Origin of the sequence: Microcoleus sp. D2_18a_D3 (genome assembly GCF_036702455.1) — a bacterium.
In the GTDB taxonomy this organism is placed as follows: domain Bacteria; phylum Cyanobacteriota; class Cyanobacteriia; order Cyanobacteriales; family Microcoleaceae; genus Microcoleus.
In genome coordinates this window covers 57,168-71,171 of record NZ_JAUBTK010000017.1, presented here as the reverse complement: position 1 = coordinate 71,171, position 14,004 = coordinate 57,168, and the positions used below count along the sequence as shown (strand labels likewise).

At 45.5% G+C, this 14,004-nt stretch carries 13 protein-coding genes and 1 pseudogene; 10 read left to right on the top strand and 4 right to left on the bottom strand.

Annotation, left to right across the window (positions count from 1 at the left end; translation table 11 throughout):
- Positions 1 to 201: 201 nt before the first annotated feature.
- Positions 202 to 1,224, bottom strand: a pseudogene (locus QUB06_RS10750) (ISAs1 family transposase).
- Positions 1,225 to 1,452: 228 nt separating this feature from the next.
- On the opposite strand from QUB06_RS10750, the gene QUB06_RS10745 reads away from it, so the two are divergent.
- The 5 genes from QUB06_RS10745 to QUB06_RS10725 all read left to right on the top strand — a co-directional run bounded on the left by QUB06_RS10745 (position 1,453) and on the right by QUB06_RS10725 (position 4,074).
- The gene (locus tag QUB06_RS10745) at positions 1,453 to 1,758 is read left to right on the top strand and encodes a hypothetical protein (protein ID WP_333435276.1); all 306 of its coding nucleotides are present in this window, start codon (positions 1,453 to 1,455) and stop codon (positions 1,756 to 1,758) included.
- The gene (locus QUB06_RS10740; RefSeq protein WP_333280213.1) at positions 1,755 to 1,916 is read left to right on the top strand and encodes a hypothetical protein; all 162 of its coding nucleotides are present in this window, start codon (positions 1,755 to 1,757) and stop codon (positions 1,914 to 1,916) included. The genes QUB06_RS10745 and QUB06_RS10740 overlap by 4 nt, the downstream gene beginning before the upstream one ends.
- A gap of 359 nt (positions 1,917 to 2,275) precedes the next feature.
- A complete protein-coding gene (locus QUB06_RS10735) occupies positions 2,276 to 2,536 on the top strand; it encodes a hypothetical protein (RefSeq protein ID WP_333435275.1) in 261 nt (86 codons plus the stop codon).
- 62 nt (positions 2,537 to 2,598) lie between these two features.
- Entirely contained in the window at positions 2,599 to 3,054 is a 456-nt protein-coding gene (locus QUB06_RS10730; protein ID WP_333435274.1) for an HD domain-containing protein, read from the top strand.
- Positions 3,055 to 3,189: 135 nt separating this feature from the next.
- The gene (locus QUB06_RS10725) at positions 3,190 to 4,074 is read left to right on the top strand and encodes a hypothetical protein (protein ID WP_333435273.1); all 885 of its coding nucleotides are present in this window, start codon (positions 3,190 to 3,192) and stop codon (positions 4,072 to 4,074) included.
- A 300-nt stretch (positions 4,075 to 4,374) separates the two neighbouring features.
- Here the strand turns inward: QUB06_RS10725 and fabG are convergent, their stop codons facing one another.
- Positions 4,375 to 5,139 carry a 3-oxoacyl-[acyl-carrier-protein] reductase gene (fabG, locus tag QUB06_RS10720; protein ID WP_190742617.1) on the bottom strand — a complete coding sequence of 255 codons (765 nt, stop codon included), beginning with the start codon at positions 5,137 to 5,139 and terminating at the stop codon, positions 4,375 to 4,377.
- A 73-nt stretch (positions 5,140 to 5,212) separates the two neighbouring features.
- On the opposite strand from fabG, the gene trxA reads away from it, so the two are divergent.
- Positions 5,213 to 5,530: a thioredoxin gene (gene trxA, locus QUB06_RS10715; protein WP_333141095.1), complete on the top strand. Its 318-nt coding sequence runs from the start codon at positions 5,213 to 5,215 to the stop codon at positions 5,528 to 5,530.
- Between the two features lie 159 nt (positions 5,531 to 5,689).
- Positions 5,690 to 6,283, top strand: coding sequence for a hypothetical protein (locus QUB06_RS10710; protein ID WP_333435272.1), 594 nt, complete (start codon positions 5,690 to 5,692; stop codon positions 6,281 to 6,283).
- A 54-nt stretch (positions 6,284 to 6,337) separates the two neighbouring features.
- On the opposite strand, the gene prmA is transcribed toward QUB06_RS10710, so the two are convergent.
- Positions 6,338 to 7,228, bottom strand: a complete 891-nt coding sequence (gene prmA / locus QUB06_RS10705) for a 50S ribosomal protein L11 methyltransferase (protein ID WP_333435271.1) — start codon at positions 7,226 to 7,228, stop codon at positions 6,338 to 6,340.
- A gap of 184 nt (positions 7,229 to 7,412) precedes the next feature.
- A complete protein-coding gene (gene serA, locus QUB06_RS10700; protein ID WP_333435270.1) occupies positions 7,413 to 8,996 on the bottom strand; it encodes a phosphoglycerate dehydrogenase in 1,584 nt (527 codons plus the stop codon).
- A 288-nt stretch (positions 8,997 to 9,284) separates the two neighbouring features.
- Here serA and QUB06_RS10695 point away from each other — a divergent pair, with 288 nt between their 5' ends.
- From QUB06_RS10695 to QUB06_RS10685, 3 genes are all read left to right on the top strand, one after another.
- The gene (locus tag QUB06_RS10695; protein ID WP_333243511.1) at positions 9,285 to 9,791 is read left to right on the top strand and encodes a hypothetical protein; all 507 of its coding nucleotides are present in this window, start codon (positions 9,285 to 9,287) and stop codon (positions 9,789 to 9,791) included.
- Between the two features lie 88 nt (positions 9,792 to 9,879).
- Positions 9,880 to 10,470: a Uma2 family endonuclease gene (locus tag QUB06_RS10690; RefSeq protein WP_333435269.1), complete on the top strand. Its 591-nt coding sequence runs from the start codon at positions 9,880 to 9,882 to the stop codon at positions 10,468 to 10,470.
- Between the two features lie 213 nt (positions 10,471 to 10,683).
- Positions 10,684 to 13,974, top strand: coding sequence for a DEAD/DEAH box helicase (locus tag QUB06_RS10685; RefSeq protein WP_333435268.1), 3,291 nt, complete (start codon positions 10,684 to 10,686; stop codon positions 13,972 to 13,974).
- The last annotated feature ends 30 nt before the right edge of the window (positions 13,975 to 14,004 follow it).

Genomic DNA, 14,004 nt, shown 5'->3' with positions numbered 1-14,004 from the left:
TACAGACACGCTTTATAATGACTTTTTAGATAAAATAGGAACGGATTAATGGTGGTTCTGACTTAATGCTATTTTTGAGAAAATAAAAATATTACAACCACTGTTTACAAGTTGTATAATAGTTAGTCAGGAGTTATTTCTCAGAATTTAGTTAACTGCAACAGCGAGAACCTTAGTCAAATATTCATCATCCCACCCGGCTCAAAGTCGGTTATTTCTTGCTCCGGTTTTTGAGGGTTTTTGTTGATTCAAAAGATTAAGCGAAATGTGTCTAATTATAGCAAAGTTTTTCGGAGCCTTATCTTTTCTAATCCGACAAGTCGCCTCACAACAACTCACATCTAATACCCAATGTAAAGAATTTTATATTTGCCAATGGCGGCGGAATAATTCACCAAATTTTTGAGCATTATTTGGTAAACTACTAATATATAACGAGTTTAAATAGTGTTTTTTTTCACCATTTCACGGATTTTATCAGACCCATCGTATGAATATTCTCCCATTAATTGGAGGCTAATCTGCTCTTGAATGTCACTTAACATTAAGGAATAGCGAATTTCTGAGCGACAGTGATTCCTCTCTTTACTTGTCGAATAAGCTCTCTGTAAAAATCCATAAAATCCTTCTCTAATTGCTTGTTTAAACAACTCTTCTACTCTGGCATACAGGGATGCTTGGTTCTTTTTTAAGGTGATTACACAATCTACTTATTGTTCTATAATTGACTTCACAATTGAGCTCTGACAGCCCAGGGCATCAATGGTGAAAATGCTTTCATTTAATTATAATAGTTTGAAAAAAGGCGGAATAGCTGTGATTTAATTAGACCTTTTATCAACCTTAAGTTGTCCTAAAACTAATCTTTGACTCGTCGCCCAAGCACTGACCATATGAATTGCTTTTTTATCTCCTCCCCGATTGTAAGAATGGCGAATAGTTCTGCCATCAATTGCGATTACTTCTCCAGGATTGAAGCAACTAATAGATTGAATCCAACTCAAAAAACATTTCTGAAATTGCTCCGGGTTGAGGCGAAAAAATACTCGTGCAATTGTGTCAGGTGAAGGTATGCCATTCGGCCCGTCTAAAATTTTATTTAACCCTTCGTATTGAGCTGCGCCCGTAACTTTCGATATCCACCCATGTATCAGCACCGCAAATCACGGCACAAAGTGAGAGGCTGATAATGTCAATTAATTGATGATGTTTCGTCCGCTCAATTCTGGGATGTTATAAGTCGGCAAAATGGTCGGCAATCGTGATTTTAGGTGTGAGTTTCATACAGGTAAACCCTAATTAAATGTTTTGTAGTTACTCAATAATTCTTCTCCAATATACCACATTCTGTTAACATGAAATTTAGATGCGTTCGCCCTGCCCTCTCAACAGAAATGGCAGCCACTGGCACATCTAGTTCGTCAAGGTGGACAATCGTGGTCTGCCGAAGTCGTGTGTTTTAAAACTAATCCTCTGTCTTGTACACTCAAGGCTCGTTGGGATCTAGACTACAAAGACCCGTGGTTGATTCTGACAGACTTCAAACCGGAAGAAGCAAACATTCTTTGGTATGGACTACGTTCTTGTACCGAATGTGTTTACCGCGAGCTCAAATCAGATGGCTGGCAATGGCATCATACCCGTTTACTCTTACCACAACGAGCCGAACGAATGTGGTTAGTGCTGGCTGTTGCCACTTTGTGGATGGTGATCCTGGGTGGCACTCACGAAAATCAATCACTGGGAGCATCTCAATGAAAGCAGCAAAGCTCGAAATTGGAATTAGGAGTCAGGAGTCAGGAGCCAGGAGAAAAGAGTCAGAAGGAAGAAGAAAGAAGTGTTTTTGCAAATATGAGATGCTCCCCAATCACTTGCCTCAAATTTTCAACAACTTCCCCCTGGACATATTGCTTTAAATCAGCCTCGGAGCCTCAAAAAACAGCGTCATTTGTCTTGTTTTCTTCTCGGCTTTGTGACTCTGATGGCTAATCTACTCAACAATCGAACGATACATCTTGAGCGTTGGATATCCTTCCCTCAAACTCCTGTGGATGCCTTTTATGCTTGTAACTCCTCCTCGTTGTAAAAAACCTACACCTGTCAGGAAGGGGAGAGGGGGAGAGGATTTGACGATTTTTGATCGGGACTCGAAATATACAATTTAAATGCACAACAGCTTAGGGGCACAACTGCGAGATAATATTCCCGGTATTGCCAGTCAAGGAATGCTTTCTACTTTTGCTAGTGGCGTGGACATTGGAGAAAGTCAACAGCAGTGGAGGAAGAAACTTGCCTCACAACCAATGATTACAAAAGGGAGTTTATCACAACTTTTACTCACCACAAGACTCAAAATGATAGGAAAGTATTACAAAAACCCCACCTTTTTTTTGCAAGAGTTAGCGATTGTGATAAAATTGAAATCAAAGAAGGTGTGGGTTTGGTAGTTTTGAGAAAAGATGTAGATTTTGAAAAAGTCAACGCAGGGGAAGGTACTCAAATGGCTTGGAAATTGTTGCAGAAATATTTAAAATAAAAACTCCCCCACTACGTTTTCCTCGCGAGGGGGCTGAAACTTTAATAGAGAACTTCTTTACTATGTTGTCAAATACGAATTCAGATTACGAATCATTACTACAACGAGCGATCGCGATCGCCGCCAAATCTCATGAGGGGCAGGTTGATAAGGCAGGCAATCCCTATCTCGATCATCCGCTATTTGTGATGGAGAATGTAAATTCTCTAGAGCAGAAAATCGTAGCGGTTCTACACGATGCGGTCGAAGATTCTGAACTTACACTTGAGCAACTTAGAAGCGAAGGTTTTCCTGAAGTTCTCGTCTCGGCGATCGCGGCGATTACCAAAATAGAAGGAGAAGCTTATGCAGCTTATTTAGAGCGTGTGATTGCCAACCCGATCGCACTGCGAGTCAAAATCGCTGATGTTACTCATAACCTCGATCTTCGTCGCATCGCCAATCCCACAGAGGCAGATTTTCAACGCATTGCCAAATACAAAAAAGTCCTCAGTCAGTTGCGTGCCGCCCTAAAATAATTATTTTTAATAAAGTGAAAATATGTTGTCAATTCCGCCGAATGGGGCTTAAACATTTTATAGTAAGTCCCCATAAAAGGAAATTTAAGGTTTTAATAGGGTATTATCTTATCCAAATGGATCGGAGTCTATAAGATGTTGAAATGGCTGAACTATTGGCGGCAAGCCCTCAGCATACTGAAGCCTGCTGTGGAGGAGCAACCCGCGCCTTCTGCTGAAATTCCTAAAACATTTCTTCACCCAGCTCCCAGAAAAACTGTTGCTAAAACATTATTGAGTGACTATCGACCGTGTAAGCTTGCAGTTGATCCGCTAGAATCCACCTTGTTTTATCGATCGCTTGAGGGAAAAATTGTGAGCCGATCGTTAGTTTCTGGCGCAATTGAGTGGCAATCTGAAGAATCTGGCTCTCCCCTACGAGTAACAGATCAAATCCTTTGGGCGGTGCAAAGCGATGCAATCGCCGCATATTCCACAATAGATGGCCAAGTGCTTATGCGATCGAATCAGTTGTGGCTACCTGGTGAACCTGATGAAGTAGCTACTTACTCACAGTGTGATTTATCTGAGCAAACCTTGCGGTTGCTTCTACTTTATTATTATGGTCCCTACGATCGGAATGGAGGAATGGCTACCCCGCCGCGCCGGCAGGGTTCAGTAGCTTATCAGATTAATCTGATTACTGGAGAAGTCACTCGGGGATATGCTCTTGAGGGTACACCGCGTTATGATGAACCTAATTTGATACTGGGTCATGATTGGTGGCTTAATTCGCAAGAAGTCGAGGGGCAAATCTATCCATCGGTTTCTAGTGAGCAGCTTTTCAAAATAAACCGCCCTCTAGGAATTACTGAATCTGCTCAGTTGCAAACCGCTTCAGTAATCATTCACCACTACCGCACTGCCTACGTAACTCAAAGAATTGTAAGTGTCTTTAGTAACCAACCTCCCTATTCACAACTGTGCGAAGCCATCATAAATGAATATAGGCCGGAAAAATGGGAGCCACTGCGTTGCTAACGGGACTTAGACCAAAACTGAAGCCATTTTGGCTTCACACCCAGATCTAGAAATACTTTTAGCTCAAATGGGATGAATCTACTTATACCAAGGGTTTCAGGCATTTTTAGGTCATCGACCTCTTGCCATTGCCAGCGAGGGGGTTTGGGTTCCTAAATGGGCTATAAAATGTTTAAGTCCCACTAATTAATTTCAGTTCCAATACGCTAACAGACATAAATTTAACCGCAGATATCCGCCTTCCTCGTGGCACAGGCATCTTGCGTGGGCGATATCTGCGATTAAAAAAATCCCGAAATCCTAAGCCATTACCATCCCCCCATCCACATTAAAAACCTGCCCCGTTATATAAGCCGCCGCCGCATCTGCCGCCAAAAACTTCACCATCCCGGCAACTTCCTCAACTTCCCCGTATCTCCCCAGCGGAATATACTTCAAAATCTCATCAGACTTGACATCCTTAGTCATATCTGTAGTGATAAAACCAGGCGCAACCGCATTCACAGTAATCCCGCGACTGGCCAACTCTTTCGCCACAGTTTTAGTAAACCCAATTACCCCAGCTTTCGCCGCACTGTAGTTAGCTTGTCCCGGATTGCCCATTTGCCCAGCAACCGAAGCAATATTAATAATTCGGCCGCTTCGCTGTTTCAGCATGATTTTACTGGCAGCTTTCGCACACAAAAACACGCCTGTTAGATTCAAATCAATTACCGCTTGCCAATCTTCCAACTTCATCCGCAGCAGCAAAGTATCGCGAGTAATGCCTGCATTGTTCACCAAAATGTCAATTCGTCCCCATTTTTCCATGACATTACTGGTGAGTAAATCTACTTGGTCAGTTTTCGAGACATCTGCTGCAAGTGCGACAGCTTCTCCTCCAGCAGCGACTATTTCTGCTACCACCTCATCAGCAGCAGCACTCGAACTGGCATAGTTAACGGCGACTTTAGCGCCTTCTGCCGCTAGGGCTAAAGCAACGGCGCGGCCGATTCCCCGCGACGCACCGGTCACGACAGCAACTTGACCCCGCAATCTCTGAAAAGTCTCTGGTAATAGTTCCATAATTGTATCCTCGCAATCTACCAGAGAATTTTGCACTAAAATCGAGCCAGAACCCAAAAAATTATTTTGTCTTATGGCAGTTCAAAAACAGTTCAGCAGTTTTGAGGAGTTACTATCGGGCTCTGACTTGCCCGTGTTGGTGGATTTTTACGCTACTTGGTGCGGGCCTTGTCAGATGATGGCACCGATTTTGGAACAAGTGAGTGGTCAGATGAAAGACAAGCTGATGGTTGTCAAAATTGACACCGATAAGTACGAACAGTTGGCGTCGCAGTATCACATTTATGCTTTGCCGACTTTGGTGTTGTTCAAAAATGGCGCTGAGGTCGATCGCATTGAGGGAGTTATGCAACCGGCGCAGTTGATCGATCGAGTGCAACCTTACTTGTAACCGGAGCCAATTATCTCACACGTAGGGTGCGTCACCTAATAGACATCTCCCAAAAAGATATTCAAGAACAGGCAGGATGCCTGTTCCACAACAATTATGGGAGATGTCTAATATCTGATCAATTATGAATAAGATAATCGTAGTTGACGCACCCTACCTATGAAGACTCCCAGCCACGCTATTATCAATCTCGCAATTCTCGGCAAACCACAACTGCCGCAAGCTAATCTCATTATTGCGATCGGCGGAATTTTGCCCGATATTCCGATATTTTTATTTTACTTTTGGGCGAAATACATTGCTCGCTTGCCCGAAGCTACAATTTGGTCAGAAGCATATTATGAGCCTTTTGTGCAAGATATTGTGGCTCTGTTTCATTCAATTCCCCTTGCGGTTATTGGTTTGCTAATTGCTTATTACTTTGGCTGGCAAAGTGTGCAAATTCTGTTTATCAGCATGATACTACACTCTCTGGGAGATTTGCCTGTCCACAATGACGACGCTCACCGGCACTTTTTTCCGTTCAGCAATTACCGTTTTATCAGTCCGTTTTCTTATTGGGATAGGAAGCACTACGGGTCAATTGTTTCTGTGGTTGAAATGTTGTTAGTGCTGCTGTCAACTTACCGCGTTTTTGGTTTAGTTAACTCTTATGCTGGAAAAACGTTGTTAATTTTGGTAAATGGTTTTTACTGGGCTGGCGCGGTTTATTTTCAGGTGCGAGATTTATTTAAATTCACTTCCCAAAGATGAAATATGAACTCAAAATTACCAATTAGCAATTAGGAATTAGCAATTACCATATTGTTAACTGCGTCGAATGTTAAAACAGCACCAATCTTGGCGCTTCCACAGAGTAGCGACAATCCAGCCGTGCTGTTCGAGAGTGTCGGCAATTGGCTTAGCTTGTTCGAGCAAAATGCCGCTGAGCACGCCCCAAGTAGTGGGTTTGCTAATTGCAGTGAAGTGCGGGATTAAATCAATGATTACTTCTGCTAAAATGTTGCAGATCAAACCGTCGATCGGCTCATCTACCATTTCTTTCAAACGATCGATACTTCCGAGCTCTGCAACTAACTGCTGAGAATTAACGCGGTTGAGTAGTCTGTTGCTAATGGTCGATCGCACTGCCAAAGGATCAGTATCCAAAGCATAAACTTTTGTAGCGCCCAACAACACCGCGCCGATCGACAAAATACCCGATCCGCAACCGATATCAGCAACGATGCACTCTTTGTCATCAAAACCGAGACGCATTTCCAGCGACTCCAGACACAGTTGAGTAGTAGCGTGAGCACCAGTACCGAAGGCCACACCAGGATCTAAACGCAAAATGACGCGATCGGTATCAGTTGGTGGGGGCAGCCAAGCCGGATTAATTAAAAAGCGATCGCCCACTTCTTGAGGCTGCCAGTGCTCCTTCCAAGTGCTGCCCCAGTCTTCGTCTTCAATCAAATCCCACTGCATCGCAGGTAGGGGCAAACCTGCACACAGAGCATCTTGGCGCAGCCACAGAGACAGAGCGGCCAAATCCAGCAATCCTGCCTGTTCTTCGGGCAAATAAGCCGACATCAGGCAGGAATTGCTTTTAATCTCAGTAGCAGTTCCCCGACAGTTAAATCGTTCCAGACGCCAAAAGATGATATCTTCCAGCGCCGGATCGCAAAGAATTCTAATTTCCCACCAGCTATGTGCCATAACGATTTTAGATTTTAGATTTTAGATTTTAGATTGGCCCAGGGGAACTGGAGACTGGGAACTGGGGAGTGAGGAAGGAGGATTGGCTAATAGAAAAATTCCCGCTTTCAGGCCAATTACCAATGATCAATTACCCATTACCAATTATCAGCCCTGGCATCCAAAATCTAAACTCCTAAATCCGTCAAAGATTTACCGTGTAAGCATCCCGAATTCCCGGAACTTTTAGGATCTCGGCCAGTATCCCTTCTGGTAGAGGGTCATCGAGGCTCAAAACCATCACCGCATCGCCTCGCACGATTTTACGGCCTACTTGCATACTGGCAATATTGACATTAAAACTGCCCAATTGGGAACCAATTTTGCCAATAATCCCCGGCATATCGCGGTGCAGGGTAAACAGCATATGGTGAGTGGGGGAAACGTTGACTGGGAAATCGTCAACGCTGGTAATCCGAATTTCGCTTTCGCCGAGCACTGCACCCGTGACTGTGTGTTCGCCGAGAGTTCCCTTGGCCGAGAGGTGCAGGGAGCCTGTGTAGTCGCGAATTGAGGCGTCTCTGGTTTCGACGACGCGAATTCCGCGTTCTTTGGCTTCAATGCTGGCGTTGACGTAGTTAACGCGCTCTCGCAGGGCTTGGGAGAGCAGGCCTTTGAGGGCGGCGACGACTACGGGCTGGCTTTGGTTGCTGGCCAATTCGCCTTGCAGTTGAACGTTGAGGTAATCGACTCGGCCTCCGGCTAGCTGGCTGACGAGGTTGCCGAGGGTTTCGGCGAGTTGCAGGTAGGGTTTGAGTTTTTCGATCGAGTCTGGGTAAATTCCCGGTATGTTGACAGCCGATCGCGCGGGCAGCCCCAACAGTACATCGCGAATTTGTTCAGCCACGTCGATCGCCACATTCACCTGAGCTTCCGCTGTGGATGCTCCCAAGTGGGGTGTCAGCACGATGTTCTGGCCGACACTCCGCAGCGGGGAATCAGCTTCCAGCGGTTCGTGTTCGTAAACGTCCAAAGCTGCGCCGGCGATCTTGCCTTCTTTGATGGCTTCTGCGAGGGCTGCTTCGTCGATGATGCCGCCTCTGGCGCAGTTTATGATGCGGGCCGTCGGCTTCATTTTCGACAGCACTTCAGCGTTAATTAAGTGCAGGGTTTCCGGCGTTTTGGGGATGTGCAGGGTGATGTAGTCGGATTCGCGCATCAGGAGTTCGAGTTCTACCAAGCGGCAGCCCAACTGGTCGGCTCTTTCGGTCGAAATGAAGGGATCGTAGGCCAGCAGTTTCATGCCCATTGCTTTGGCTGCGGCGGCGAGGTGGGAGCCGATTTTGCCCAAACCGACGATGCCGAGGGTTTTTTTGTAAACTTCTACACCGATAAAGCGGTTGCGTTCCCATTTACCCGCTTTGACGGATTCGTTAGCTTCCGGGATGTGGCGCGACATCGAGAGCATCATGGCGAGCGCGTGTTCGGCGGCGGCGATCGTGTTGCCTTCAGGGGAATTGACGACTACAATTCCTTTGCGGGTAGCGGCGGGTACATCGACATTATCTACGCCGACGCCGGCTCTGCCGATAATTTTGAGTGAATTCCCGGCTTCTATGATTTCTTTGGTAACTTGGGTGCCCGAACGGATCATTAAAGCGTCGTAATCTGGAATAATTTGTACCAGTTGTTCGGCTGAGAGTCCTGTGTTTACGTCAACTTGCGCGACTTGGGAGAGGATGTCAATTCCGGCTTGGTCGATCGGATCGGATACTAGAACTTTAGGCATAGCAAGCAATTGAGTGCAATAGTAAAAATAGACCGAGCGTTGGCGAGCTCAAAGTGAGACTTATGACTTAGAGCAGTATCTAACAGCTCAGCTCAAGCTTGCCTTTGTGCAGTTTGAATTGTATCTGTATTCGGTCAAGGTCGGCCGTTTTTTGCATGAAATATTTTAGCTTTGCGGGCGATCGGACTCTCTGACAGTCTGAAAATCCCGCAAGTGCTTAGCTAGTATGTCTTTTCGGTCTATAATAGACTTTGGCTATTTCAGCCTAACTATCAGGAATTATTCTCAATGAATTATCTTATCGCCGTACTGCCCGATCGAATGCAAGCCGAAGCTGCCTACTGTGCTCTGGAAAAAGAAGGCTTGCCTATGAAGCAAGTGAGTATTTTGGGCCGCGGCTACAAAACTGCTGATGAATTTGGCTTGATCGACCCGAACCAGCAAGCGAAGAAACAAGCTAAACTCATGGCTATTTGGCTGATTCCCTTTGGCTTTATTGCTGGGGTTACTTTCAGCTTGATTACTCAGTTGAAGACTTTTGCCTGGGCGGGGGAAATTGGCGATCACGCGATCGGTGGTGTACTCGGTGCGATCGCCGCTGCGATGGGCAGTGTTTTTGTTGGAGGCGCGGGCGGTATGGCTTTTGGTAGTGGCGATGCTTTGCCCTACCGCAACCGTTTGAATGCGGGTAAATTTTTGATTGCGGTTAAGGGTACTGATGATTTGACTGGGAAAGCTGCGAAGATTTTGCAGCAGTTTGAACCGGAAAATATCCAAGGTTATACAGAGACTTAGTTATTTGTTTGTTAACAGTTGTTTGTTAACAGTTGACTGTTGACGGTTAACTGTTGACATTTTACTCGTGTAATATTTGGAGGCCGTTATGGAATCACAAACTATCCCCCTAGATTCTCCCCTAGAATTAACGCTCGAATTAACAGACGAGCAGTTTTTTCAGTTGTGTATAGACAACCGGGATTTGAGACTTGAGCGCACTGCAACGGGAGAATTAATTATTATGCCGCCTGCGAGTAGCGATACAGGCAGACGAAATGCGGATCTAAGTTTTCAACTCGAAGGTTGGAGCCGTCAAAATAAGCATTTGGGAATTGCTTTTGATTCTTCAACGGGATTTAAGCTGCCCGACGGTACAGATATTTCTCCCGATGCTGCTTGGATTCGGCGCGACAGGTGGGAGGTTTTAACTGCTGAAGAAAAAAAGAAATTTGCGCCGATTTGTCCCGATTTTGTGGTGGAATTGCGATCTACCACTGACTCCCTAGAAAAATTGCGGGCTAAAATGAAAGTGTATGTGAAAAATGGAGCGAGGTTGGGATGGTTGCTCGAGCGCAAAAATAGAAAAGTAGAAATCTCCCGTCAAGGTTCAGATGTGGAAATTTTAGACTCGCCTGCAACTCTGTCCGGTGAAGATGTACTACCCGGTTTTGTGTTGGATTTAACTGATATTTTCTAAATTTGTAAGAAGACTCGGCGGTTGAAACCGCATCTATCAAGTCAAAACCCGCAGAGGGTGGTTAAAGAGGACAACTGGGGTAAAATTACGTTATTCTCTAGAGTCGGCATCCAGCAGACATGGTTTGTATAAACCTGCTTTCAACCGCCGTCTTATCTTTTCCCACTCATTCATGATATGATAGGCTGCCAAAGGTTGCATTTGGTATAACCTATGAAAATCCTCCACGGGACTTGGATTCCTCAAACAGAAGAGAGTTTTGTTCAAGGTGGAACTTTTTGTCTTTGGGTTGAAACCACTCAAAAGAAAAAACAGCCTGCTAAGGTTCATCCCCGACAATTGGAGACGGCACAGTTAAGAGAGTTTCTAACGAAAGAAGCCGGGATTCAACTGTCAGCAGTCAGCAATACAAGTGCGATGGGGCGAGAATACGCGATCGTCCCTCGGTATTTTTTACTGCCCACTGCCGATAACCAGCCGTTGCCCTCTTTAGAACTAGCGCGATATTTAGAGACAGAGTTACCCGAAACATTTGAGTTGGAGTATTGGGAAGTTGATTGTGTGTCCATCGCCACCCACACTTTGACTAAAGTATTGAACGATCTGCATTTTTTTGCCCTCTACGATTTAGCAGAAGTTCAGTTTGGTTCAGACTTGCTATTTTGGTATCACTACACCCAAAGTTTTAAGCAAATTGTTCTGAAAGATCATTATATTCCGGCGTTGCGCTATCGAGAAACTGCTCCGATCGCGATCGCACCCATCGAAACATCCGAACCCGCTGAGAAAGCCACGCGCGGGCGTAAAAAAGCGGGCGAGACAAAAACCAAAACAACTGCAAAAACTCCAAAAACACCTGCCAAAATTGAACCCAGCTTTGAGATTTATCCGGGATGGGAAATTGTTTCAACACAGTACGAAACTGATTTACAACGCTATGTTGAATGGATGCCTTTAGTTTGTGTGTCCGGTTTTCGGAAGATCCAGCTACAAGATACACCAAAGTTCTACGATCGCGAACGGTTGCTGCGGCATTTTTCCGAGTGTGCGATCGCGGAAATGGTCACTCAAACCCCGATCCCAGCATCGTTTGAGAATAAGATTGCAGATTCTTTAATCCAAATCTGCCTCAACCAAACACGAAAAATCGCGCGAGTAAGCCTTGAACAATATCGGCAATGGCAAACCTGGCGCGATCGCATTACGCGCAATCAATCTGCTGACTCATTCTCCCTCTGCTTTCAACTACAATCCCCCGAAAACCCCGAACAGCCTTGGGTTTTAGAGTTTCAGGTGGCTGCGAAAAAAGACCCATCTCTGCGGATGCCGTTGCAGGATTATTGGCGATCGCGATCGACTCAACAAAAACAGTTGCAAACACAATTCGGAGACAACTTTGAGCAACATTTACTGACAAATCTCGGCTACGCTGCCCGCATTTATCCCCAACTTTGGCAAGGGTTAGAAACCGACCAACCTGCTAACATTTCCCTCAGCTTAGATGATGCTTTCACCTTCCTCAGCGAGTCCGCTTGGGTATTAGAAGACGCCGGATACAAAGTGATTGTCCCGGCTTGGTGGACGCCGAAGGGACGACAACGGGCGAAGATTCGCCTGCAAGTCAAAGGGAAGGGCAGCAAGAGCGCTGCAATCAAGGGCAAAGGATTGTTTTCGGCGGATTCCTTGGTGGAATATCAATATGAATTGGCGATCGGGGGTGAACGGGTTAGCGAACAAGAATGGCAGGCGTTAGTAAATAGCAAAACACCGCTGGTGCAGTTCCGAGGACAATGGATGGAACTGGACAAAGACAAGATGCAGGAGATGTTGGACTTTTGGAAAAAACATCGCCAAGAAAACCCCGATTTAAGCCTGATTGACTTTATGAAGTTGACGGCAGAAGGAGAAGCGAGCGAACAGTTGGAGGTTGAGCGCGATCGCACTTTATCGGATATGTTGGAGAAGCTGCACGATAAGAGTCGGTTAGAGTTAATTGCAAATCCAGCAAAGTTTCAGGGCAAGTTACGGGATTACCAAAAGCGCGGCGTTTCTTGGTTGAGTTATTTGGAAAGTTTGGGATTAAATGGCTGTCTTGCCGATGATATGGGTTTGGGTAAATCGGCGCAGGTGATTGCTAGATTATTGCAAGAGCGGGAAGTTTTATCTACTATAAAAGAGACAGAAAAAAAGACAGAAAAAGCGATCGAACCTTCGGTTCTACCCACGCTGCTAATTGCGCCCACTTCCGTAGTTGGTAACTGGCAAAAGGAAATGGAAAAGTTTGCTCCCGAATTGCGATCGCTGATTCACCACGGCCCTCAACGTTTGCAAGATGCCAAAGCATTTAAAGCCGCCGTCCAAGATTGCGATATGTTGATTACTTCCTTTACCTTGGTGCGAAAAGATGAGAAGCTGTTGAGCAGCGTAGCGTGGCATCGCGTGGTAATTGATGAAGCCCAGAATATTAAAAATCCGAAAGCGGCGCAAACCAAGGCGATTTTAAAGTTACCCGCTACCCATCGACTGGCGCTGACTGGAACACCCGTGGAAAATCGATTGCTGGATTTATGGTCAATTTTTAATTTCCTCAATCCGGGCTATCTGGGTAAAGAGGCGCAGTTTCGGAAGTTGTTTGAGATCCCGATTCAAAAAAATGGGAGTCGCACGCAATCGGCAGCGCTCAAAAAATTAGTGGAACCCTTTATTCTCCGGCGCCTGAAAACCGATAAGTCGATTATTCAGGATCTCCCCGACAAAGTTGAGCAAAAACTCTACTGCAATCTTACCCGCGAGCAAGCTTCGCTTTATGAAGCGATTGTGAAAGAGGTAGAACAAGAAATTGACGCGGCGGAAGGGATGAAGCGCAAGGGGATGATTTTGGCGACACTGCTGAAGCTGAAGCAAATTTGTAACCATCCGCGCCAGTTTTTGCAAGATGAAAGTGAGTTTACACCAGAGCGATCGCACAAACTGGAACGGCTGATCGAGATGATTGAGGAAGTCAAAGCAGAAGGCGAAAGTTTATTGGTATTTACGCAGTTTACAGAACTGGGAAGCGCCTTGGAAAAATATATTAAACAAACGCTACATTACAACACTTACTACATCCACGGGGGAACCAGTCGCGAAAAACGGGAACGGATGATTTCAGAGTTTCAAGATCCAGAGTCTGAACCTTCGGTATTTATTCTGTCACTGAAGGCGGGCGGCGTGGGAATTACGCTGACAAAAGCCAATCACGTGTTCCATTTCGATCGCTGGTGGAATCCGGCGGTGGAAGATCAGGCAACGGATCGGGCGTTTCGGATCGGACAGCAAAAAAATGTGTTTGTGCATAAGTTTGTGGCGATTGGCACTTTGGAAGAAAAGATTGACCAAATGATTGAGGACAAAAAGAAATTGGCAGGGTCAATTATTGGTGCGGATGAGTCGTGGTTGACTGAGTTGGATAATGAGGCATTTAAGAAATTAATTAGGCTCAATAAAAATGCGGTTCTAGATTAGGAGAAACAACATAAGAGAGGGAGAGGGGGA